At 38.0% G+C, this 24976-nt stretch carries 24 protein-coding genes; 20 read left to right on the forward strand and 4 right to left on the reverse strand.

Features of this window, described 5'->3' with window-relative positions; translation table 11 throughout:
- Positions 1-180 precede the first annotated feature (180 nt).
- Complete coding sequence (locus tag QZZ22_RS11595) at positions 181-1035, forward strand: M48 family metalloprotease (protein WP_292465026.1); 855 nt, start codon at positions 181-183, stop codon at positions 1033-1035.
- A gap of 4 nt (positions 1036-1039) precedes the next feature.
- Complete coding sequence (locus QZZ22_RS11600) at positions 1040-1282, forward strand: hypothetical protein (protein ID WP_292465029.1); 243 nt, start codon at positions 1040-1042, stop codon at positions 1280-1282.
- 303 nt (positions 1283-1585) lie between these two features.
- Here QZZ22_RS11600 and artC read toward each other — a convergent pair whose 3' ends face one another.
- Positions 1586-2431, reverse strand: coding sequence for an archaeosortase C (gene artC / locus QZZ22_RS11605; RefSeq protein WP_292465030.1), 846 nt, complete (start codon positions 2429-2431; stop codon positions 1586-1588).
- 241 nt (positions 2432-2672) lie between these two features.
- On the opposite strand from artC, the gene tnpB reads away from it, so the two are divergent.
- The 9 genes from tnpB (at position 2673) to QZZ22_RS11650 (ending at position 12119) form a co-directional block, all read left to right on the forward strand.
- Positions 2673-3785: an IS200/IS605 family element RNA-guided endonuclease TnpB gene (gene tnpB / locus QZZ22_RS11610; RefSeq protein ID WP_292465032.1), complete on the forward strand. Its 1113-nt coding sequence runs from the start codon at positions 2673-2675 to the stop codon at positions 3783-3785.
- 187 nt (positions 3786-3972) lie between these two features.
- Positions 3973-4770: a hypothetical protein gene (locus QZZ22_RS11615; RefSeq protein ID WP_292465034.1), complete on the forward strand. Its 798-nt coding sequence runs from the start codon at positions 3973-3975 to the stop codon at positions 4768-4770.
- A gap of 6 nt (positions 4771-4776) precedes the next feature.
- Entirely contained in the window at positions 4777-5781 is a 1005-nt protein-coding gene (locus QZZ22_RS11620) for a GNAT family N-acetyltransferase (RefSeq protein WP_292465035.1), read from the forward strand.
- A gap of 69 nt (positions 5782-5850) precedes the next feature.
- Entirely contained in the window at positions 5851-6246 is a 396-nt protein-coding gene (locus QZZ22_RS11625; RefSeq protein ID WP_292465038.1) for a DapH/DapD/GlmU-related protein, read from the forward strand.
- Complete coding sequence (locus QZZ22_RS11630) at positions 6230-7267, forward strand: DUF354 domain-containing protein (protein ID WP_292465040.1); 1038 nt, start codon at positions 6230-6232, stop codon at positions 7265-7267. Before QZZ22_RS11625 ends, QZZ22_RS11630 begins: the two co-directional genes overlap by 17 nt.
- Before the next feature lie 12 nt (positions 7268-7279).
- The gene (locus QZZ22_RS11635; RefSeq protein ID WP_292465042.1) at positions 7280-8140 is read left to right on the forward strand and encodes a glycosyltransferase family 2 protein; all 861 of its coding nucleotides are present in this window, start codon (positions 7280-7282) and stop codon (positions 8138-8140) included.
- A gap of 1 nt (position 8141) precedes the next feature.
- Positions 8142-9698, forward strand: coding sequence for a hypothetical protein (locus QZZ22_RS11640; RefSeq protein WP_292465045.1), 1557 nt, complete (start codon positions 8142-8144; stop codon positions 9696-9698).
- Between the two features lie 167 nt (positions 9699-9865).
- Complete coding sequence (locus QZZ22_RS11645; RefSeq protein ID WP_292465048.1) at positions 9866-10993, forward strand: glycosyltransferase family 4 protein; 1128 nt, start codon at positions 9866-9868, stop codon at positions 10991-10993.
- 1 nt (position 10994) lies between these two features.
- Entirely contained in the window at positions 10995-12119 is a 1125-nt protein-coding gene (locus tag QZZ22_RS11650) for a glycosyltransferase family 4 protein (RefSeq protein ID WP_292465050.1), read from the forward strand.
- 36 nt (positions 12120-12155) lie between these two features.
- Here QZZ22_RS11650 and QZZ22_RS11655 read toward each other — a convergent pair whose 3' ends face one another.
- Positions 12156-13574: a flippase gene (locus QZZ22_RS11655; protein ID WP_292465052.1), complete on the reverse strand. Its 1419-nt coding sequence runs from the start codon at positions 13572-13574 to the stop codon at positions 12156-12158.
- A 452-nt stretch (positions 13575-14026) separates the two neighbouring features.
- Between QZZ22_RS11655 and rfbA the strand changes: the two genes are divergently transcribed.
- From rfbA to QZZ22_RS11700, 9 genes are all read left to right on the forward strand, one after another.
- Entirely contained in the window at positions 14027-14896 is an 870-nt protein-coding gene (gene rfbA / locus QZZ22_RS11660) for a glucose-1-phosphate thymidylyltransferase RfbA (RefSeq protein ID WP_292465055.1), read from the forward strand.
- Positions 14889-15947 carry a dTDP-glucose 4,6-dehydratase gene (gene rfbB, locus QZZ22_RS11665; protein WP_342765106.1) on the forward strand — a complete coding sequence of 353 codons (1059 nt, stop codon included), beginning with the start codon at positions 14889-14891 and terminating at the stop codon, positions 15945-15947. The genes rfbA and rfbB overlap by 8 nt, the downstream gene beginning before the upstream one ends.
- Positions 15940-17037 carry a DegT/DnrJ/EryC1/StrS family aminotransferase gene (locus QZZ22_RS11670; protein ID WP_292465057.1) on the forward strand — a complete coding sequence of 366 codons (1098 nt, stop codon included), beginning with the start codon at positions 15940-15942 and terminating at the stop codon, positions 17035-17037. Before rfbB ends, QZZ22_RS11670 begins: the two co-directional genes overlap by 8 nt.
- Positions 17034-17594 (forward strand): acyltransferase, encoded by a 561-nt coding sequence (locus tag QZZ22_RS11675; RefSeq protein ID WP_292465060.1) that lies wholly within the window; start codon positions 17034-17036, stop codon positions 17592-17594. Before QZZ22_RS11670 ends, QZZ22_RS11675 begins: the two co-directional genes overlap by 4 nt.
- 242 nt (positions 17595-17836) lie before the next feature.
- Positions 17837-18862, forward strand: a complete 1026-nt coding sequence (locus QZZ22_RS11680) for an ATP-grasp domain-containing protein (RefSeq protein WP_292465062.1) — start codon at positions 17837-17839, stop codon at positions 18860-18862.
- A 227-nt stretch (positions 18863-19089) separates the two neighbouring features.
- Entirely contained in the window at positions 19090-20202 is a 1113-nt protein-coding gene (locus QZZ22_RS11685; RefSeq protein ID WP_292465064.1) for a hypothetical protein, read from the forward strand.
- A 185-nt stretch (positions 20203-20387) separates the two neighbouring features.
- Positions 20388-21743: an MmgE/PrpD family protein gene (locus QZZ22_RS11690; protein ID WP_292465066.1), complete on the forward strand. Its 1356-nt coding sequence runs from the start codon at positions 20388-20390 to the stop codon at positions 21741-21743.
- A gap of 1 nt (position 21744) precedes the next feature.
- On the forward strand, positions 21745-23190 hold the full coding sequence (locus tag QZZ22_RS11695; protein WP_292465068.1) for a lipopolysaccharide biosynthesis protein: 1446 nt from the start codon (positions 21745-21747) through the stop codon (positions 23188-23190).
- Positions 23190-24107: a glycosyltransferase gene (locus tag QZZ22_RS11700; RefSeq protein ID WP_292465070.1), complete on the forward strand. Its 918-nt coding sequence runs from the start codon at positions 23190-23192 to the stop codon at positions 24105-24107. Before QZZ22_RS11695 ends, QZZ22_RS11700 begins: the two co-directional genes overlap by 1 nt.
- A gap of 179 nt (positions 24108-24286) precedes the next feature.
- Here QZZ22_RS11700 and QZZ22_RS11705 read toward each other — a convergent pair whose 3' ends face one another.
- Positions 24287-24424 carry a hypothetical protein gene (locus QZZ22_RS11705; protein ID WP_292465087.1) on the reverse strand — a complete coding sequence of 46 codons (138 nt, stop codon included), beginning with the start codon at positions 24422-24424 and terminating at the stop codon, positions 24287-24289.
- A gap of 2 nt (positions 24425-24426) precedes the next feature.
- Positions 24427-24789 carry a hypothetical protein gene (locus QZZ22_RS11710; RefSeq protein WP_292465072.1) on the reverse strand — a complete coding sequence of 121 codons (363 nt, stop codon included), beginning with the start codon at positions 24787-24789 and terminating at the stop codon, positions 24427-24429.
- Positions 24790-24976: the final 187 nt, after the last annotated feature.

Below are 24976 nucleotides of genomic sequence, written 5' to 3' on the forward strand. Positions count from 1 at the left end.
TTCATAGCATCCGGAATTGTTTTCGTATTTATGGCATTTATATTGCTGGCTGAAACTAATTATTTGCTAAAATATATAAGTATGGTTTGCTATTCTACGTATAAATAATTATAAAACTAATTATACAAATAGTTATACAGCCAAAGTAAGATAAAAAGAGGTATTATTATATATAAACGAATGTACGTTCTGCTTGGTATACCTTTACTGGCAATAGTTCCTGTTGCTTTTTATTTTGGCGGTCCCTATATAGCGGCTGCCTCTCTTATACTGGCGCTGTTGCTTAGTATATCTGTTTATCGATATTCTCCCAAACTCCTGCTTAAGTGGTATAAATGCAGGAAGATGCCTCCAGCCAGAAATGCTGAGCTGAACCCTTCATTGACCTTCCTTGCATCAGAGTTCTCCATTCCGTGCCCAGAAGCTTATACATTTGCATCTGCCGTGCCTATCGTGTTCACAGTGGGAAACGGCAGGAATTACTCTGTGGTCATTTCCGAGGGTGCGCTGGATATACTGGATGAGGATGAGATGAAAGCAGTGCTGACCTGCGAGACTGCAAAGATAGCAAGCGGATCTGTTCCATTGAACACGGTTGTGGCCCTTGTTGCAGGGACTGTCGCATCGCTGTCCACTGTGGCCATGTGGATGTCCATGCTTGCCGGCTTTGGCCAGGAGAAAGATGCTGCTCCCCGCTTTGCCAGGTTCCTTGGCATGGGTCTTGTATCCCTTCCTGCTGCCCTGCTGGTGCACCTGTTCAGTGTCAACTCTACTTTCAGGTCTGATGAGATGGCGGCCAGGGTTATGGCAGATGTAAGCTATCTTTCAGGCTCCCTGTGCAGGATGAACAATTATATCCGGCTGCATTGCATAGAGGACTTCAATCCGGGCCATGTTCATATGTTCTTACTGAACCCCCTGCGGGTCAATGACGTGTTTGATGTCTACTCTTCAATGTTCATGATCAAACCGGACTTTGAGCGGCGCTTGAGTGCGATAGGAAAAATAAGCGATACATGTAACTGCCAAGGGTGATATTATGTTTGCGATGCTATCTGATCTCTTCAGATCCATAAAAAACTGGAAAAAGGCTTTGCTTTTCAGTTTTGTCTCTTACATGATGGTGCTTTTCGGTATCATTGTGGCCATTGTCTTCATCCTTAAAGGCTTTTCCAGGAACCTGCCTATATTGATGGGCACAACTGTTGTCTATACGTTCCTGCTTTTATTAGCACTACTGATAGCCAGGCACCTGTTCAAAAAGAGACTTATCGAAGAGTGAGGCCTATGCCTTGCTATTTTTTTGGAGGATTGTTAATTACGGTTACCTTAATGTTTTTGTGTAACTTTTATTGAGCGTGTCCTTTGTTTTAGTGGAACCTGTGTTGCCTGAGGTTTTGTAGAAATCTCATGAATGTAAATTAGTAAAATATTTGTTCTCTGTATTCTCCCTGTTTAGTGATTAAGATGCATGTTTTCTACAGAGCTTCAATTTAAAAATGGTGAAATGTGCCGCCTTGGGCGTGTGGTTGTATTGTTTTTCTTATCTGCGACCCTAGGATGGACCGCAGATTCATTGACGAAGTTATTTACGGAGCAGATCTTTGCGGTTCATGATGTACATAATAAGACCTGCAGTACCTGCAAAGAGTATCCATCCCAGGTGTGTGTGGAATACCATCATTGTTTCCATTCCGTAATAATAAGCTACCACGTACAGGGTGAACACCCTCACAAGATTGGCGATATAGGCCACACATACGGCGAAAAGGAGTATCATAAGTGACTTTTTAAGCTGGATTCTCTCTATGCGGGAGTAAGCAGCTACTATTCCTATCAGCAGGAACATGGAGTATAGTCCGGAGCAGGGCCCGCCGATAATAATGGTCATTGTTTCCTTGATACCGTACAGAGTGATGGTCTCAATGGCAACTATCTCTACAGGAATGCCGGTGAACTTCAGCAGGGACACCGTCGGCATAAGTACGAAGTAGTGATTGAACAGATGAACAAAATCTATATTGAACAATCCGAAGAATGTGTAGAATACAAGGTACAATGCTGTGAAAACGACAGATATGTACAGGCCGAATTCCCCGAGCTGTCTCATGTCCTTCCTGGCAGTACCTATTGCAAGAAGTGAGGCACCTATGAGGAATGTCATGGAGTCCAGGGTGCCTATGCTGCTCCTGGTGGCAAGGTTGAATACTGTGACCGCCGCCATGATGAACAGACCCGCGAAAAGATATGTTTTTGAGTTCTTGAGAGCTGAATTCTCTCCAGTGAGCTTGATCCTTGAAATGAGGAGTGCTGCCATTATGAACAGAACAATGCCAATGATGGTTGAACCTTCACTAAGCTCGATGGTAGCTCCCGTGAAAAGTGCAAGCACAAGTAGAATTAGAACTATGTTTTTGTTTTCACCCTGCATATTGTGACCTTGCCTAATATGAGTGTTGTTTATTGCTTTCCAAAGGATATAAGTCTAATGACTAAATTTTTATTAAGTTGGTATCGTGTGAGGCCATTTTTTTATCACGTTTGAGTAAGAAAACCACCGTGTTTATATGGTGGATGAATTATGTCCATTTTCTCTCTAAGAGATGTCTAGAATCATAAATGATTGTTAAACATTAAATATATATGCTATTGACACGTAAAATACTTTGATTATGTTAAGAGCCTACAAATATCGATTATATCCTAATAGTTCCCAGAGAGAACTCTTTGAGAAACAGTTTGGTACTTGTCGATTCGTATACAATTGGGCATTGGATCTGAAGAGCACAACATATCTGAATGATAATAGATCAGTAAATAAGAATGATCTCAAGAAAATGCTTCCTGGTCTTAAGGCCCAATACAACTGGTTGAAGGATGTCAATTCCCAATCTTTACAGGGTTCGATTGACAACCTGGATAAAGCTTTTCAGAAGTTCTTCAGGAAAGAAGCAGAATATCCTGCGTTCAAGTCAAAGAACAATCCTGTTCAATCGTTCCATATTCCACAGCATTATGTAGTGGACCTCGATAACGGCATGATTAAATTGCCCAAGCTAAAGGAGCCTGTCAGGGTCAAATTCCATCGCAGATTTGAAGGGGAAACAAAGACTGCTACGGTATCCAGAACACCAACTGGCAAGTATTTCATAAGCATACTGGTTGAAGATGGTCGGGAAATTCCAGAGAAAGTTAGTTCGGGACCAAGCATCGGAGTTGATGTTGGTATTAGTCACTTTGCAATTCTTTCGACTAGTGAAAAAATCGAGAATCCTCGATATCTGAAGAAATCCCTCAGGAAATTGCAACATGAACAACGGGCGTTGTCTCGTAAGAAAAAAGGATCAAGTAACAGGAAAAAACAAAAGTTGGTTGTGGCTAAACTACATGAGAAAATAGCCAGCCAGCGAAATGATTTCCATCATAAGTTATCCAACAGGTTGGTAAACGAGAACCAAGTTATCGTCCTGGAGGATCTGAACATTTCAGGAATGGTCAAAAGCCACTGCTTAGCACAGGCAATCTCGGATGTTGCCTGGGGTAGTTTCATAATGAAATTGAAATATAAGGCAGAGTGGTGTGGTAAGACCATTCAACAAATCGGTAGGTTTGTGCCAAGTTCCAAATTGTGTAGTATTTGTGGCTATAAAAACACTGATCTGACGTTGAACGATAGAAGCTGGGAATGTCCTTCGTGCCATACAAAACATGACAGAGATGTTAACGCAGCTATCAATATCCTGAATATCGCGCTAAACAATACCGCCGCAGGGACTGCGGTCTGAGCTTGTGGATGTATTCTCGCTGGAGAAACAGATGAAGCAAGAAGCCACTCTATTTATAGGGTGGTAGTTCACATAGTATAATGTAATACATTTAAGAAAAATAATTCCTGATAAAACCGGAACCATTTGATGTAACGTTGTTCCTTTAAAGTTAAAAAACCGAGGTCTGAGAGTGCGAGATTTCACATTGTCCAAATACAGAGAGCTTCTGGAGACCATACTCTCGGTGGATTACCTTCCAATGCCGGTACATGATCATCTTGTGGCACCTGCAAAGAGGTCTGTCATCCTGCGCCACGATGTGGACCGGGAGGTCGGGCGCAATCTTGCAATGGCCCGCCTGGAGCACAGTATGGGCATCAGGTCCACTTACTACTTCAGGCATATGAAGGATGTCTTTATCCCCGAGGCCATCAGGGAGGTTGCTTCCATGGGTCACGAAGTGGGATTCCATTACGAGGTCATGGACAAGGCAAAGGGCGATACGCAAAAGGCCCTGGAGATCTTTAAGCAGGAGCTTGAAGACCTTCGAAAATATGCGCAGGTCACAACTGCCTGCATGCACGGCAACCCTCTCGCTTCATGGTCCAACAGGGACCTGTGGGAAGATTACGATTTCAGGGATTTTGGGCTGATTGGAGAACCCTACTTTTCTCTGGATTACTCCCGGGTGCTATACCTCACAGACACCGGCAGGACATGGGCTGACAGGAAGATACGTGTCAAGGACGTCCTTAACGAGTGCTCAGGCGGTTCAAACAGCAGGCTCGCCTGCAAGGTAAGGACCACAGATGATGTGATCCGGCTGGTCAAAAGCCGTGAATTCGCACAGATATGCATCCTCGCCCATCCCAACAGGTGGTGCGACGGTATGTCCGGGTGGACTAAGGAACTGGTAATGCAGAACGTGAAGAACGTGGGTAAAGCGGGGATCATCCACTACAGGAAGATCTCAGGCGAACGTGCCAAAAGCAGGACTGGATGATGTGCTATGATCGAGATTACAGATTCTATTGATGTTTCCCGCTGGGAAGATTTCGTTCTTTCCCACCCTCAGGGTAATGTTTTCCAGTCTTCGATAATGACAGGGGCCTATAGGAAGACCAGGAATTATAATCCGGTATGCCTTGCAGCGGTGGACTCTGTCTCCGGAGATATACTTGCAGTCATGCAGACAACTATCATTTCAGAGTTTGGCGGCTTGCTGTCCGCGTTCTCATCCCGCTCGATACTGCAGGGAGGCCCACTTTTCGTTGATTCGCCGCCAGGCCGGGAAGCTGCCAGGCTGTTGGTGGAGCACTATAACCGTCTTGTTGGTAACAAGGTCGTTTACACCCAGGTACGTAACATGTGGGACACGCAGGATTCTGCTGGGATGCTTGCTGCCCTTGGGTATGAATATGACCAGCACCTGGATTTCCTGATAGACCTTGACAGGAATAAGGATGATATATGGCAAAACATTCACAAGTCCCGCAGGAAAGGTATAAACCGTGCTGAAAAGAACGGTATGGTCGTCCGAAAGGTCAGCAGCATGGAAGAACTCACAGCCTGCTATGACCTGGTGGACGACACTTACAAAAGGTTCAAGGTTCCCATTGCAGACATATCCCTTTTCAAGGCTGTCTACGGAGATCTCGCACCGGCTGGCTTTGCAGACTTTTTCATAGCAATGCTGGACAATGAGCCTGTAGGCACAAGGATCACGCTGAACTATAAGGACATGGTCTACGACTGGTACGCAGGGTCAAAGCCGGAGATCGACTATGTTGATGAGCTTCTCGTCTGGCATGTCCTCAAGGAAAATGCGGGTAAGTACAAGGTCTTTGATTTCGGTGGAGCCGGTCACCCCGATAAACCATATGGGGTGCGGGAGTTCAAGAGAAGGTTTGGCGGGGAGATGGTCAATTTCGGGAGATATGAGAAGGTGCATTCCCGGGCAAGAAGCAGTATTGCAGGCTTTGGCTTTTCAGTTTATAAAAAACTCATGGTGTGATCGCAATTGCTCTGGCGTTTCCGAAAAAAGATATTTAAATGGATCGCGAAAAATATACCGTCCGCTGCTTTGCGCTTATTTCTCTATAGAAAGTGCGGTTACCATATCGGCACCCAGGCTTATATTGCGGAAGGGCTGACAATCGCAGAAAAGCTTGAAGACCGGGGAAATGTGATAATTGGCAACCGGGCAGCAATTGGACCTAATGTGATATTGTTATCCTCTTCTGATCCTAATAATTCATGGATATATCCGTATGTGAAAGTCCGGAGAGGGAAAGTGACCATTGGAGATGATGCATGGATAGGTGCAGGTGTTATCATCATGCCGGATGTCTATATTGGAGCAGGGGCTGTTGTCGGGGCAGGCTCAGTTGTTACAAAGGATGTAGGGGCTTACACGATCGTTGCAGGTGTGCCGGCTAGAAAGATAGGGGATGTGAATATGAATGAAAATATTGCTTGATATTGGTCATCCCAAAGATGTGAACGTTTTCAAGGATGTTATTGCAGAACTTCAAGATAAAGGCCATGAGGTCAAGGTTTTTGCAAGGGCTAAAGAGAATACCCGAAGAATGCTTGAGGACCTTGGGATCGATTATCACTTATGCCCTTATTACTCAAACATCGGAGGAAAGGCTTTTGGAATTGTGGTCAACGACTTCCGTTTATATCAGTTTGCAAGTAAGTTCAGGCCGGATATATTTGTAAGCCCCGGCTCCCCGTACTCCGCACATGTCAGCAGGTTGCTCAGGAGACCTCATATAGCATTCCCGGATACTGAAATAGCCGGTCTTGTCATGAAGCTGACTTTCCCGTTCACTGATAAGATATACACTTCAACAAGCTTTTACGTGGATCTCGGACCTAAGCAGGTGCGATTTGAAGGCTATTATGAGCTAGCATACCTGCACCCGGATCACTTTACTCCAGACAGGACAGTTATTGAAAAATATGGCCTTGAAGGGGACTACATAGTCCTGAGATTATCTGCTCTTGCTTCGCATCACGATATAGGGGCCCATGGGTTCAGTTTTGGATCAGAAGAAGAGCTACGTGATTTTATTTCCCGGCTTAAGGAACATGGCAGGATCATCATCTTCTCAGAAACTGATCAATGGCCGCTGATTGAAGAACACAAGCTTGAGATAGATCCTGCTCATCTACACCATATATTGCACTTCGCCAAACTCTACATCGGTGAAGGAGCAACCATGGCCTCAGAGTCTGCAATACTGGGCGTTCCCTCTATCTATGTTTCTAACACCCGCCGGGGCTATCTGGATGAGCTTGAGACTAAATACGATCTTTGCTATACTATAGTAGACAAAGATGAGGCCATTGCAAAAGCAGAAATGCTCCTCCGGGATAAGGAACTAAATGATAAATGGCGAGTAAAGGCTCAAAGACTATACGACAGTGCAACCGATATAGTTAAGTTCATTGTAGATTCTATTGAGGAAAACATCATCAAAGAGAGATCTTGATCGTGGTGGGTTATGGGAAAAAATGATTATATTATCGTGACTCCTTGTAAAAACGAAGAGAAGTCATTACCTGGACTGATCGAATCGGTTCTTAATAATACTATTAAGCCAAATCTATGGGTCATTGTTGATGACGGCAGTACGGACTCAACCCCGGATATTCTGAAGGATTTTGAGGGGAAACATGAATGGGTTCATATAATTCATGGGGTAGAATCAGTGAGGGATCTCACTTTTCATTACTCTAAGATTGTAGATCATGCAATAAAATATGCAATTGACTTTTGTGAGAATAATGACATCCCATGTGAGTTTATTTCTCTGATCGATGCTGATATGTTTCTGGGGAACAACTTTTTCGAGTCGATTCTTGAGCGCATGAACAATAATCCGTGTATAGGTGTGTGTAGCGGTACGGCTGCGTATTACCTGAATGATTCCCTGGTCAACGAGACCGGACGTTCACAAAATCCAATAGGCGGTCTGCGGGTCTGGAGAAAGAAATGCTTCGAAGAATCCGGCGGTTTCCCCCAAAGTTACTCTGCAGATTCTGTGTCAAATGTACTGGCCATCCTGGGCGGCTGGAAGATTATGAAATACAATGACATAATAGCCATCACCGCCCGCCCTACTACCAGCACAGAAGGCTTCTGGAAAGGCTATAAAACGCGTGGTAAATCTGACTATTATAGGGGTTATCATCCTTTGTATGCCCTGTTTAAGTCTGTAAAATATTGTTTAAAACGCCCTTATTACATCGGGGTTGCTTATTTGTACGGTTTTGTTTATGGAGTGTTCTTTATTAAAGAAAAGATTCATATTCGAGAAGTCCGATGTTACTACAGAAACAAGTATAAGGAATTTTTTGATTAATATGGAACAAAAAACATTATCGTCTGCTAAAAAGTTCCTTCTGACAGGTAAAAGTGCAAAATTCTCTTTACTTTCATTATTAGTTTTACTTAACTTAGTTATACGCATTCCCAGTATCCCTCATGAAAAAGGATACGACTCTTTCTTTATTCACTCACTTGCAAATTCAATCTCTATCTTCGGTGATGCTCAATGGTGGATCCATTGGCTTTCTGCGTTCGGCTTTTATGCGCTTTCATACGCTAGTGCAGTACCTTTCATTTTATCTGGCATGCATCAACTCATGGGAATAGAGATGGAGATAGTGATATTGCTGTATTGTATAATTAGTGGAGTTATTTCCATATTTACCGCCTATGTTCTGGCAGGCAGATTATCCACCCATTTCATTTTTAAATATGGTGTAGCTCTGTTCTTTTCAATTGCCCCCGGTGTCATGCTTTTTTCAACTTGGGAAGTAAGCACTAGAGGTCTTTTCATTACTTTGTTGCCATTATTTATTTACTTGCTAATGTCCAAAATTTCCCATATAACAAAATTGGTCTTACTAACCCTCTTGTTTATATTTCTATTTGGAGTTCATCATTATGGTTTTTTCCTTATCCCCATAATAGTGGTATATGTGACTATTTTGTTATTAGAAAAAACAGGGTATCTTAAAAAGATAAATCCTTATAGCACATATATACTGGTATTTCTCATGGTATTACTTATTGGTTTACCCTTTTTTAGCCGATCGTTAGTTGATTCTGGTTCAAGATATAGTTGGCTAATTACCTCTTCAATTGCAATTATAAGGCAGGCTGGCCCAGCATTACTTCTAGCGATGGGAGGATTTATTTATACATTATTGAAAAAGGACAAATCTAGAACAGAGCTTTTTATACTTTCAATCTTAATTCTCTTTATTCCCGCTGTCTATTCTCATATCTATGGTGCCTACATCCTGTTACTTTTTATTATCTTGCTTACAGGTTTCTCCGTCTTCAACATGGCATCCATAATGCCTCATACAAAATTAGCATCGCTTGCTCTTATCTCAATAATACTTTTATCTGTGGCTTTTGGAAGCTATTATAATCACAATAGGACAGGAGAATCAGATGCATATTGGTATATGGGAGAAGGAGTTTATGCAGCTGGTATGTGGGGTCGAAATTATGTCCCGGATAATTCTCGTGGGTTAGACATGACATTTGAAACCACTAGAGTTTTTGCTGTTTCGGAAGGACATCCAATTACTCCTACTATAGGTGCAGGGAATTTAGCATATGGTTTTGTTAACGAAAGTGATATTGAATATATTCAACATACTTATCGTGAGAAGGATTTCTACTTTGAAGGCCCATATGCGGTAAAACCGGGTACGACACTAGAAGGCCGTATCGAATGGATAAGACAGACAGCTAGTTCTATGAATCAATTACAAGCTTATGATTATTTTGTTCAAGATAAATATGGAAGAAAGCCTGTAGTAAGTTTAGTTACGCAGAATTATAACCGGATATATGATAGTACAAGAATAGCGATGTGGCATTTTGATTATGATGGTAGTTGAATCAGTGAAATGTTTAATCAGTCAACTCTCCACACGGTGTTGTTACGTGAGTATACTATAGGTGTATTTAATAAATTTTTATTCAAAACTAATTAATAATATTAGTAAGTTCTTATAATTAAGCAGTCACAACCTGCAGAATATGTCATTAATAGGAAGCAATAATAATGATAGAAATGCCCTTAATTTTTTATTATCCTTCGGATAAAGGTGCACCTTCTTTGGTAGGAAGAAGCATTTTTGAACATTTATATCATAAAAAGGATGATTTGCCTTTCAGTAATTTATCGATTTTTTCTCCTTCTAAATACAAGAGAGAACTACAAGATAAATTTGAAGATATAACAATTTACACTGAAAAAAATATCTGCAATCTTCCTCGAAGTATTATTCATATTCCTGTAAGCCCGTTAGTCTTCCCGAATCCTAAGTTTTTATTACATCTTTATTCAAACATCCGAAAGTATCCTCTTATTTTAAATTACCATGGAGATTTTCAAAATGAATTTTACCTTCGATATAAAAATAACCATAAAATCGATTTTTTGAATTTGCCAAGTTATTTATTGATGCCTTATTTATTAGCTAGTGCTGACCATGTTATTGTTAATTCTTTTTTACTTGAAAGTGTGATTAAATTAAAGCATGGAATTGACTCTGCGAATGTTATACCAAATGCTGTCGATGATTATTGGTTTGGAGATTATACTAAGCGTTTGTCAAAAATGAATGAATCCTGTAATATTTTCTATCATGGGCGATTATCTGGCGAGAAAGGTGTGGATCAACTAATTCAAGGATTATATCAGTTTACATGCCAAGCAGGTCCCACAAGTAAAGTGACTTTGTATCTTGCAGGGGAAGGACCACAGAGGAGAAACCTACATAAATTATCACAGGATCTTGGTATTAGCGAAAAAGTTATATTTTTAGGAAACTTGGACCGAGATGAGATAAAAACATATCTACAGCAAGTTGATGTAGCTATTTATCCTTCGACATTTGATAATTTCCCTCTTTCCTATTTAGAGGCTTTTGCTTGTGCTCAATGCCCGGTCTATTTTTCCCAAAAAGCAGGTATATACGATTTTACGGTAAAAGATGGATATAATTTAAATTCTTTTGAACCAAATGTTGATAGAATATGTGATATAATTAAATCTATTTATGTAGGTGAAGTAAACTCTGACGTTGTAATTAAACAGAATGAATTTTCAAAGAAGTACACTTGGAACAAAGTAATCAATGATTACATAAAATTATATCAAAAAGCAATTATTACTGAGAACGGATAAAATGAGCAATTCAAATAATAAAAAATGTCTACTTTCCATATGTGATATATCTTCTACAAGATATGGCTCCTTTGAAGAGTTTTTAGTACTTTTAACCGAAAAACTGAGTGCCAATAATTTTCAGCACATCGTTGTCTTTAGGGATAGACCTATAGCCAGCGTGGAGGAAGCCTTGTTAAACCATGGTGCAAAAATTGAGGTATTTAAGCCATTTACGTCTAGTATTCTTAATTTTCTCTCTCTTTACTCTTTATTTAAAACTATCAAGCCTGATATTGTACATTTCCACTTTTATCCCATCTATTCAATTGTTAATTATTTATATATCTTCTTTGATATTAAAATTGTCTATACTGATCACATGGGTGGCAAAAAATCCAACAATACGTTTAAAAGGTTAATAAGGCGGATTTACTATTATACTAATTTTATGCTATTTAATGCAGGAATCGACCGGATTATTTGTGTATCTGAATTTGTAAAACGCAAATATGCGCAGGAGTATGGTATAAATAATAAGAAATTAGTTGTTATATACAATGGGGTCAATGTCGCGAAATTTTGCACAAAAGACAATACTGTTGCCATCAGAAAAGCGTACTCTCTTAAAAGTGAGCCCTTAATAGCTTGCATAGGCTTGAGAAGGGATAAAGGTCCCCACTATCTTATAAAAGCAGCACCTTTAATATTAAAAAAAGTGCCTAGTGCAAAGTTTTTATTTATTGGGGATGGAGATTGTAAAAAAAACCTAGAGTCTATGATTGAAACTTTTAATATCAAAGATCGAGTAATATTTATGGGCAAAGTGCTGGATTTGTCTGATATTTACAGTATTTCTTCTGTAGTTGTGATTCCTTCTATATTTGAAGAAGCATTTTGTTTTGTCGCAGCAGAAGCAATGGCTTGCAAATCTCCTGTAGTTGCATTTGATTCAGGTGCAATAAAGGATGTCTTATACGATAAAAATTATATTGTTTCTGCTGATTATAATCTACTTGCATCTAAAGTTGTTGAGTGCCTCAAAAAAGGTACTGATATAGAAGCTGCAAGAAATCATGTTAAGAGCAATTTTTCATTGGAATCAAATGTAGTAACACACTTGGAAATGTATGATAGCTTACTTTAGGTATGTTTTTAGTAACGTAAATCATGAACTAATATATTATTTTCTTTTTAGGACATTTAATGCGGTAATATCTTCTCGAGTAAAACCCTTTAAAAGTAACACCAGTAAAACGTATACTGTTGCTCCAATTATCACTTGAGATACTATATTTACGTTTATGTTGATTACTACTATCCCCATGCCCATTGATGCACCAATGTACTTCAAAAAATCCTTATTTAAAGGTTGTATCTGGAATCTTTGGTGAATAAAGTAGAACCCAAATAAATATAGTACTACCACTGATATCAATGTTGCAATTCCAGCTCCAAGATAACTGTAGTGTGGAATAAGTATTAAGTTTAATATTATATTAAGGACAGCACATACTGTAACTGATATATTATTCAGTTGTTGGTTATTCGAAGCAACTAATAAAGATGTTTGGATATATATTAATGAATTAAATATTATTGTAAAAGTTAATACTTTAAATACTATAATTGAATTTGTGAAATCTTCTCCATATACTAAATAAATAATATCGTTCCCCAATATGACTCCGCCAAGGGTTATTGGCATAACCAATATTATAACATATCTTATTCCAAGTTTATACGTGTGGATTAACTTTTCTTTGTTTCGATCAAACTGTTTCGTCATAACGGGCATTAAAGTAGCTGCTAACGCCCCCGGTATAAATAGTAACGATTCTGTTAATTTATAAGCTGCAGAGTAATATCCAACCTCTATATCCCCTTGCATTGTTGATAGCATAAGAATGTCAAATCTATTGTAGAGTACAAAAAGCCCATATCCAAGAACAAAAGGTAATGAATTTTTTATTAAATCTTTAAAAGTAGCTCTTTCAAATTGTAATCTAAATCTAAGTATTCTTCTTGAGAAAATAAATGATATAATTGTTCGCGCTAATTCTGATATAAGGTATGCCATAAGTATCTCAGTAAGCCCTAAATTATTTTTAATTATATAATAAATAGAAGTGGCAAAAATTATTTTAGGAATCACCAATGATATAGCTGCATATTCCATTTTCATATTTGCCTGAAACAAGGATTCAAATAAATAGCTTAATCCTTGTATTAATAAAATTGCAGCTATAAGTTGAATGTAATATCTTGTATCAGCCGGATATTTTAAGGCATTTATAGCAGCTATTGCTATAACGATTGCAATAATTGAAGTAAGAATTCTAATTATAGTGGCATTACTCATAATATTTTTGCTTTCGGGGGGATTCTTTGATATCTTCCTAATAACGACCGAGTCAAGTCCAAAACTTGCTATGAATCCAAATAAAAGAAGGTATGTAATAATGAAGGTGTATTTCCCGAAATCTTCAACACCTAAGTATCGCGCCAAATACACAGATATGAAAAAAGCTATCATTTTTGCAGTAATACTACTAAAAGCAATAGAGAATGTATCTTTGGCTACAGTTCTTGCAGTACTCATAAACCAGTGTACTTATTAAATGATAATATATAATAAATTCGATTATCAATTATTTCAACATTTTAACTTAATTGTTTTTAATAAATTGATAAGCATAAGTTTCTAAATTAAAAGCGCTGCTGTGTATTTTTTTAATATTATTAATATCGAAATGCTTCTGTGAATGGTGTAATTATACTATTCAAAATGTAGGCAGAAACATTTTTAAATTTAAAGTACGTCTTTAATATATATAGCCATTAGTTAGGTAAAAGGAATATTAATAAAATATTCTTATTGCGTTTACAGGAATAACAAGTTACAACTACTTAAAATATGACAAATCTCATCGATAAATCTAAGTGCATATTTGCCATAAGCTTCTTAAGATTTAAATATGTAGGGTATTTTTTCAAAAGCATCATTATTAAAGAGTAAATAATGTAAATAGACATCTAAAAACGGAGAGAAAAATGAAAGGCATAATCTTAGCAGGCGGTAACGGAACACGGTTGTATCCAGTCACACTTCCAATATGTAAACAACTTTTACCAATATATGACAAGCCAATGATATATTATCCTATGTCGGTGCTTATGCTGGCAGGCATTAAAGACATACTTATTATCTCCACCCCTGCAGACACTCCTTCTTTTCAAAAGCTCTTTAATGATGGCTCTGCGTGGGGGTTGAATATCTCCTATAAAGTTCAGCAATCACCGGATGGATTAGCTCAGGCTTTCATCCTTGGTGAGGAATTCATCGGTCAGGATAGTGTCTGTCTGATTTTAGGTGACAATATATTTTATGGCCCTAGTTTTTCACCCATGCTCAAAAAGGCGGCTTGCATTAAAGAAGGAGCGATTATTTTTGGGTATCAGGTCAAAGATCCTGAACGATTTGGAGTAGTGGAGTTTGATGAATACAAAAATGTCATCAGCATAGAAGAAAAGCCAACGAACCCAAAGTCGCATTATGCTATCACAGGACTATATTTTTACGATAATGACGTTGTTGAGATTGCAAAAAAGGTAAAACCTTCTCACAGAGGTGAAGTAGAAATAACCTCCGTCAATGAAGAGTACCTCAAGCGGGGTCAACTCAAAGTTGAACGTCTCGTCCGCGGGTTTGCATGGCTTGATACTGGCACCCATGACAGTTTAATTGCAGCCGGGCAATTTGTACAAACGATAGAGCATAGGCAAGGATATAAGATTGCCTGTTTGGAAGAAATAGCTTATAATAATGGCTGGATAGATGATGAGCAAGTTAGATCTGTGGCAAAAACGCTTAACAAGACAGACTATGGGAAATATCTCGAGGACTTGTTAAAAAATGATTAACATATTAATAACGGGTGGAGCCGGCTTCATTGGGAGTAATTTCATTCCATACATTTTGGAAGAATACCCCCAATACAACTTGATAAACCTTGATCTATTAACGTATGCCGGCAATTTGCACAATTTGAGAGAAGTGCAGGATGACCCCAGATATAAATTCATCAAGGGCGATATTTGTAACCGGGAACTGGTTGAGTTTATATTTGATCAGTATCAGATTGGGGGTGTCATCCATTTCGCAGCTGAGTCACATGTAGATAATTCTATAGTGAGACCGGATGTGTTTATCAAGACGAACATAAATGGAACACATACACTTATTGATGTAGCTTACAGGTGTTGGATGAAAAAACCCTTTGTATATAAGGACAAAAATATCCTCGAATCAACATCAAATAATCGACAGTCAGCAGCCCCGCGTTTTCACCATATCTCAACAGATGAGGTATATGGAACCTTAGGTGAAACAGGACTCTTTACAGAGAAAACCCCTTATTCTCCAAACTCTCCTTACAGTGCCAGCAAAGCTGCAAGTGACTTGATTGTTCGAAGCTACCATCATACTTACGGTCTGAATACTGTAATCACGAACTGTTCGAACAATTATGGGCCAAAACAGCATGATGAAAAACTGATACCAACTATCATACAAAATGCTATCAAAGGAAATCCAATTCCAATCTATGGTGATGGTAAAAATATTAGAGATTGGTTGTATGTGCTTGATCATTGTAAGGCAATAGACCTTGTTTATCATAATGGCAAAGCAGGTGAGACTTACAATATCGGTGGCCAAAATGAGAAAGACAATAACTTTATCGCTTCTAAGATATGCGAAATATTGGATACCTTTAAACCAAAAGAAAATGGCAGTTACAAAGATCAGATTACGTATGTAGAAGATCGGGCAGGACACGATAGAAGATATGCTATAGATGCAAGTAAAATTGAAGATACCCTTGGGTGGAAGGCAAACGAGAGTTTCGAAAGTGGGATACTAAAGACTGTAAAGTGGTACTTAACCAAATACGAAGGACAAATAAATGATTAATGTAACCAAACCCTATTTACCTAATAGGACAAAGTTAAATCAGTATATAGATAAAATATATGATACTGCTTGGTTAACTAATAACGGTCCTCTGGTACAGGAACTGACTGGGAGATTGCAAAAATATCTTGGTGTTGAAAAGCTTCTATTAGTTTCCAATGGGACTTTAGCTTTACAGATTGCATACAAAGTTCTTGGAGTAACTGGGCAAGCAATAACTACTCCATTTAGTTTTGTTGCCACGACCAGTTCTCTGGTATGGGAAGACATAGAACCCATTTTTGCAGATATCGATCCAGAAACATTATGTATCGATTCATCTAAAATTGAAGAAACTATTACATCAAGAACTACTGCAATAATACCGGTACATGTCTTTGGTAATGCCTGTGATGTAGAACAAATCGAGAACATCGCGCAGGAACATGGGCTGAAAACCATCTACGATGGAGCACATGCCTTTGGAGTTCAGTATAGAGGTAAAAGTCTTTTATCTTATGGTGACGCAACAACCCTTAGTTTTCACGCAACCAAGCTTTTTCATACTATTGAAGGTGGAGCAATCATTTTCAAAAAGAAGGAAGATTACGAAAAAGCCAGACTGATGATTAAATTTGGTATTGATGATTCAGATTCAATTGTAGAAGTTGGTATAAATGCTAAAATGAACGAATTTCAGGCTGCTATGGGCTTGTGTTTATTAGATGAACTCGAAACTATTATTGAGCAACGTTTTAAGCTATGGCACAATTATGAGGTTTCATTAAAAGATGTTGTAGAATTACAAAAGCGAAATCCTGATATTTCAAACAACTATAGTTATTTTCCAATTATTTTTAAGACCGAAAACGAACTTATGTACGTAAAAGCCACCCTGAGCGCTAACGGTATCAACACGAGACGCTATTTTTATCCATCATTAGACACACTTGAGTATTTACAAAGAAAAAAAAGCCAAGCCATTTCTAGAGATATTGCGGCCAGGATACTGTGCTTACCTCTTTACCCAGACCTGAATCCAAAAGACCAATATCAAATTATTGAAATATTGGTAAATGCAGTATTAAAGTTTAGGAGGATTAGTAAATGAATTCCTTTTACACCGAAATAGAGTTGGAAGACATTGGATTTAATAAAATGGGTACCAATATAAAAATTAGTCGGAAAGCAAGTATATATTCACCAGAAAAAATGACGATTGGAAACAATATACGAATTGATGATTTTTGTCTCCTGAATGGAAACATCGAACTTGAAAACAATATATATATTGGTGGATTTACTGCATTGCATGGTGAGTGTAAAATCCATATAGAAAGTTTCTCTGCTATTGCATCACATGGAAACATCTATAGTTCATCTGATGACTATTCAGGGGAGCACCTGACTAACCCTACAGTACCTGATATCTATCGCAATAGTACCCGACAAGTGGTAAAAATTGGTAGGCATGCAATTATTGGGGCAAGTTGTGTCCTTTTACCAGGTGGCATTGTTGGGGAAGGAACATCTGTTGGATCTATGAGTTTAATTAATACTTCCCTCCCTCCTTGGACAATTTGTGTCGGTATACCTGCAAGACCCATTAAAAAGAGAAGTAATAGAATATTGGAACTAGAAAAGATGTATCTGTCAGGTAAAGAATGACTCTATAGTAGAATCTCATTCAATGTTTGTACATTAAGTACTAGTAATATTAATTTCCCTAAAAGAAAGATATATGAGCATCCATCCGGTTTCTTTTATATATGATACGACAATTATTTATACTGAATTTATACTAGGAGTATATCTTTATACATTAAAAAGAATTTATCATCTCTAATATTCAAAGTTTTAATGCAATTCTGGTGTAGTTGCTATCTGATTTTTTGAAAGGTGTTACTAGGATGAATATATTATTAACTTCAGTTGGACGTAGGGCCTATTTTATACACTATTTCAAAAATGCATTGAATTGTTCCGGATTAGTTCATGCTGCGAATAGTGATCAGACATATGCTATGCAAATAGCTGATAAATGCACTTGCACTCCTTTAATTTATGACTCTAACTATATTAATTACCTAATTGATTACTGTTTAAAAAATGAAATCAAAGCAATTATTCCTTTGTTTGATATTGATTTGCCAATACTGGCTAAATCAAAAAGCAAATTTGCAGAATTGGGTATTCAGGTTATTGTGTCAGATTATGAGACTACGCAAACTTGCAACGATAAATGGAAGACCTATCAATTTTTAGTTTCAATTGGAGTTCCTACTCCAAAGAGTTTTATTTCACTCAGAGATTGCTTAGAGGCTTCTAATAATAACACCCTCTGCTTTCCTTTAATTATTAAACCCAGGTGGGGAATGGGATCGATTGGAATATACCAGGCAGATAATCTCTTAGAACTTGATATTTTGTATAAAAAAACACAAAGGGACATATCAAGTACCTATTTGAAGTACGAGTCAAGTGTTGATTTAGAATCAAGTGTTATTATTCAAGAAAAGCTCATTGGTGAAGAATATGGTATCGATGTTCTCAATGATCTGAATGGGAATTTCCTTACTTGTGTTCCAAAACGAAAAATTGCCATGAGGGCAGGAGAAACAGATAGTGCTGTTATAGTGGATGACAGAGAATTGTGTATTCTGGGTAAAAAAATTGCAACCACTTTAAATCATGTTGCAAACTTAGACCTGGACTGTTTTTTGGTAAATGGGATATATTATGTACTGGAAATGAACTGTCGTTTTGGTGGACAATATCCATTTTCTCATATGGCAGGCGCAAATTTCCCAAAAGCAATAGTCAATATGTTAAGAGGAGAACAAGTTAATATAGATACATTACATGCTACTTCTGGCACAATTGGGATTAAAGATATCGAACCTAAAATATTAGTGATAAATACTACTAAGATATAATAAACTATTATAAGTGCGACAATTCTAAGTTCTTGTTAAAGCCAATTGGATTATGAACGGATGCACTAATTAGTGTTGATGTTTCCACATTCTCTAAATAATGAAACATCTATTGGAATCAAAATGTATAATTATATTACTAGTAAATATCATATTAGCGTCATTATACATGGATATGTAGTTGATTATAATTATTATATTTGAATACGACACAGAGGGACAATTCAATGAAACTTCTAATTGTAAGCGTGGGAAGTCTAGTTGGGCAAAACATTCTTGACGTGCTTGACTATCCAGAATTTAATCGTCGAAAATATGTAACTGTATTTGGAACTAACAGTGTGGCAATAAGTGCAAATAATTTCCGATGTGATCAGTGTTTTTTAGTGCCAAACACCTCCAATAAAGAGTTCTTATCGGCAATTACAACTATTATTAAGGATGTGGAACCAGACTTAATTTTATGTGCTCGGGATGAAGATACAGAGGTTTTATGGAAACTAATGGATGAACACCCCGAACTTCCAGGCCTTATGCCTTATGGAAATCTCAATACGGTACTCTTTGCTTTAGACAAATGGCAGACTTGGAAATTTACACAAAAGTATAACTTGCCTTTTGCAGAAACCTTTATGCTGGGAGAGTCTGGTTCATTAGATGACTTAAAAGAGTTTTGTGATCGAGTGAGTTATCCGCTAATAGCTAAACCTGTGCGTGGTTTTGCTTCTAAAGGAGTGTTTTTTGTACGTAATTGGGAGGACGCATTGATTGCATGTGAATATGAAGGCTATATTCTTCAAGAATATTTAGGTGAAGCTGGAGCAAACAATAAATATTTTGAGTCATTTAACCGCCTGGTTCCCTTATTCTCCCACGCTCCCAATATATACCATTACTCTTGTCATACATTTGTTTACCCGAATGGTGATATATCACCAGTATTCATTTCACAAAACATGCACGATTCTGGAGTGACTATCGGATTTAGCAAAGTGATTAATGAGGAATTGGAAACCCTCGCTCTAAAATATGCCAGAGCACTTTGGAAAGAGGGAGGCGCTGGTCCGGTTACTATTCAGTTCCGCAAAGATAGGAATGGGGCATGGAAAGCACAGGAAATGAATATGCGAACTAATGGCAATACATTTCCCAGAATGTTGCTGGGTCAGGATGATCTGGCGCTGATAGTAAACACATTTGTTCCAGATGCTGAGTTCCCAGAATACAAACCGCCTGAAGAGCATGAAGGTGCTGTCTTCACGAAGACCTTGACAGCTACACCTATAACTCGGTCACAGTTGAACTCCTTGAATAATCTCAAAACCTGGTCACGTTATTAAAAAAAAAGTATATGCTTGAAAATAAAATTTTGAAAATATGACTTTTTTGTGCATTCTATGGTGACATGATTATTTCATTGTAATATTTTCAGAAACCATCAGGAGTAGCATGTCAAGTATACAAAATAAAATTAGAAAACGATATGCGGAGTATGAATGTAGTGATATCGAATACAAGATTCAATTTGGGTGATACCACAAAGAATCTGGCTCACTTTATTATTGATACACAAGCTGATTCAATACCTGAAGCTGCTATAACAACAGTAAAAAGAGTGATGCTGGATTCCCTTGGAGTCACCCTTGCCGGAAGAGAAACCGATGTCGGTGTGAAACTGCAAGATTTTGCGCGCAATTTTCTTGGTGTAGGAGATGTTCGTGTACCAGGCGGAGATGATATGTTTTCCTGCGTTGATGCAACACTCATTACCGGCTCTATTATGCATGCACTTGATTATGATGACACGGGTGCATTTTCACAGGGACACCCAAGTGCCTCCGTTTTCCCAGTTATTTTTTCATTGTCCCAAGTAAAACCTTTTAGTGGCATTGATTCGATCGTTGCTTACTGCATTGGTGTAGAGGTACTTTCACGGTTCTCAAGAGCTATGCCAATGATGCACCTAAAAGGATGGCATCCTACAGGAGTTATAGGATCATTTGCAGCAACAGCAACTGCAGCCAAGTTGCTTCATCTCAATGAAAAACAGATAATTCATGCTTTTGGTATTTGTGCCTCGCAATCATCTGGAATAGTGCAGAATTTCGGTACAATGTGTAAACCACTTCAAGCTGGAAATGCTGCACGTAGTGGTATTGTCTCTGCACTCTTGGCTCTTGAGGGGTTTACAGCTTCAGAACAGGCATTAGATAGTGACATGGGCTTCTTTAACATATACTTTGGCCCCCAGAATAACGTTCATGACTGGTTTAGTGATTTTAAATCAACTCTTGTCATTACACATCCGGGTATCAACATAAAAAGACATGCATCATGTGCACTTACACATCGTTCTGTAGACGGTGTTCTGTGCTTGCAAAAAATGTATAGTTTCAATATTGCAGATGTTGATTCTATCCAATGTTTTGTACCTCCCCGAGCCCTAAAAGTACTTTTTTATCATCAGCCAGAAAACGGTCTACAAGCGCGTTTTAGCATGAACTATGTAATTGTAGCTGCGCTCATATTCAATAAAGTTGGACCATTTGAGTTTGAAGAACAACAGTTCAAGCAAGTAATAGATAGTAATCTGCTTACCCGCGTAAAAATGCAGGTTCATCCTGACTGGGAAGAAGGGGATGATGCAAGGCCAGATGTCGTTAGAGTAAGGCTGAAAAATGGCGAGGAGTATGAATTGGCTGTCAAATTCCCCAGAGGAAATATTGCTAACCCTCTTTCTTGGGAAGAATTAACTAGTAAGTTCAGAAACTGTGTTCAAAACTGCTTAACAAAAGTGCAAGCAGATACCTCTATACATTATATCGCTAATCTGGAAACACAAAGTGATTTTTCAACACTTTGCAGGATAATAACGAAATAAAATGACCCTTACCAACAAAACTACCATCGGAATTTTCTGGAATTTTGGCGAGCAACTTAGCAAGCGCGGAATTGGTATAGTAGTTACTCTATTACTTGCCCGTTTTCTGACACCAGATGATTATGGCTTAGTTGCCATGATAGCTGTGTTTTTAGCTATTGCTAGCAGCCTTATGGATTTAGGTTTTAATCAGGCCCTAATTCGCAAGAAAGATGCTACAAATTCGGACTTTAGTACTGTATTTTATATCAACTTGACCTTGGGGTTTTTGTCCTATATACTATTGTATATTTCTGCCCCATTTATTGCTGCATTCTATAATGAACCGCGACTAGTGCTTCTTGTCCGAGTAATAAGTGTCGTTATTATAATCAATGCCTTTCAAGTTGTCCAAAGTGCCATTCTAAGCCGCAATCTCAACTTTAAGGCACAGCTTCAAGCCACAGTTCCTGCAACCATAATATCTGGTTTGTGTGCGATTATTATGGCATATGCTGGTTTTGGTGTATGGGCCCTGATCGCGCAAACAATAATCTCTTCCGTGCTGATTACCGTTTTCTTGTGGTCTATGGACATATGGAGGCCCACGTTCGTCTTTAGTCGAAGGTCGCTGTCTGAAATGTTTGGCTTTGGTTCAAAACTGTTCTTATCGGGTTTATTAGATACCGTATTCCGTAACATCTATGTAGTAGTCATAGCAAAACTGTTTACAACTACTATTGCTGGTCACTACTTCTTTGCTAATAAAGTAAAAGAATTAATTCTTTATCAACTAGTGAACTCCATCCAAACAGTTACATATCCTGCACTTGCAACGCTTCAGGACGATGACATCAGGCTGAAAGCGGGATACAGGAAAGTGATACAAGTAACAACCTTTGGGCTCTTTCCTGTAATGGCAATCGTGGCAGCCTTAGCCGAGCCATTATTTAGTGTATTCCTGACTGATCAGTGGCTACCTGCTGTACCATACCTTCAACTTATGTGCATAGCTGGGCTAATGTATCCACTTCATTCAATCAATCTGAACATCCTTAAAGTAAAAGGCCGTTCTGATCTTTTTTTTTACTTAGAGATTATTAAGAAAATAAACATCACTGTTATTCTATTGATGAGTATACAATTCGGAGTGATGGGAATTCTCATAGGACAGATTATATCATCTGTGTTATCCTATCTACCAAACAGTTATTACTCTGGGAAATTAATTAATTATCCCGCTAGGGAACAAATCCGAGATTTTTTTCCAGGGCTGTTTTTATCCAGTGTTATTGCACTTCTGACATATTTTGCTGTAGAACTATCGACTCAACCGGCATTGATTAAATTAGTACTCTTTAGCACTCTTGCGGGGATTATGTACATTGCAGCAAGCTATACTCTTAAACTGGAAGCATTGAAATTCGCAGAGGAACTTGTCACGGAAAAACTCAGGAGGAAAGCATAATGTGTAAACACGAAGAAGTAATGGTAAGCATATGTTGTGCCACTTATAATCATGAAAACTACATTGCTGATGCTATCGAAGGTTTTCTCATGCAAGAAACAAATTTTAAATATGAGATATTAATACACGATGACGCATCTACCGACAAAACTGCAGAAATTATAAGAACTTACGAACAGAAATATCCTGATATCATCAAGCCGATTTATCAGAAAGTGAACCAGTATTCACAGGGTGTAAAAGTTACTCCTACATTTAATTATCCACGAGCTAAAGGGAAATATATTGCTATCTGTGAGGGCGATGATTATTGGACTGACTCTAAAAAATTACAGATTCAGTTTGATTGTCTTGAAAGAAATCAAAATGTTGTGTGTTGTTACCATAGTGACTATATTTTGGATAAGAATGGTCTTAGAAAAGAATCAAGACTATCGCTTCAGGATCAGCGATCATACACTAGTTATGAAATGATGGCCTGTCAAACTCATATCTTACCGTTGACTGCATTTTTTAGAAATCTTGATGTTCTACAAAATTACCCTCCGGAAGCAAAATATGTAAAAAATGGTGATACATTTCTTTTTTCTATATTAGGACAGTATGGATCTGGCATGTATTTACAAGTAATAGAGCCAGCTATCTATCGTGCTCATGAGGGAGGAATCTGGTCAATGAAATCTGAGAGAGAACATAAAGTTATGCAAATGAATACTTGGTATTGGCTTGCTGAATACTATTCTCGACTCGGCAATCCAAGGTTACAAGAAAAATTCAAAATACGATGTCTTAGTGTTGTCGTTTCAGATTTAAATAGGCTCCAATTGCTTTCTATGTCTATAAAAATGTGTTTACCCCTCAGGCTGGTGAAAATAATAAAGAAAATCCAGCTCTGTAGAAAACCTATTTCCTATTAAATATTACATAGTTGGCAGCGTAACTAATTTTCTGTAAAATACAATAGTCCTGTACCTCTTAGAATAATTGTCACAACTAAGAAGGTACAAGACCATGAATCTATATGACCTATTAGAAGATTATTTTGTCGATAGAGAAGATGCTGTAAGAACTCTTATAACCTGGTTCTTGAACCAGGTTATGGAAGTTGAGGCCTTCCAGGAGTCTTGATCTTGATATCTTCCATATCTTCAAAGAAATGTTGATTATCATAATCTTTTCCAGAGAATATTTGAAGGGTTAAAGGGAATCCTTCACAGCTTACACAGGCATGGATCTTTACGCCTTTCCTTCTCTTGTGACCGTTGTATGCGCAATCTTCTCTCCTTTTTTTGTTTCGATGAAAGTACTATCAACACATACAGTGTCCATAGAGAACTTACCATCATTGTAAGCGGAATCCCTAGGGACTCCATTTTTGTATCCCATACTCCTTTTTCTGACCACCTTTTTAGCCTTCTCCATGCAGTTGCATAGGAACCATAACATTGCGGCATATCTGCCCATCTGCATCCAGTTATCAGAACAAAGAGAATACAGCTGATAACTGAAGTTCTCAGCTCTTTCTCCAGATAATAGGCTGTGGTGGTAAGCGTGGTCTAATAAACTTCCATTTTTCATCAGAGAGTTATCTGAATTCAATTAGCATCCCCACAATACACATATAAAATATAGGTTTATAATGTTGACATGGGCTCAATATAATGACTAGAAGAGAATTGTTAAAACTGTAGATGTAATAAGGTGATATATCTAATTAAAATAGGAGGGTTTGGAAGCTAATTAGATATCCTCAATCTTGGACTTTGCTGTATCCACAATTAATATA

The organism is Methanolobus sp. (assembly GCF_016278365.1).
In the GTDB taxonomy this organism is placed as follows: domain Archaea; phylum Halobacteriota; class Methanosarcinia; order Methanosarcinales; family Methanosarcinaceae; genus Methanolobus.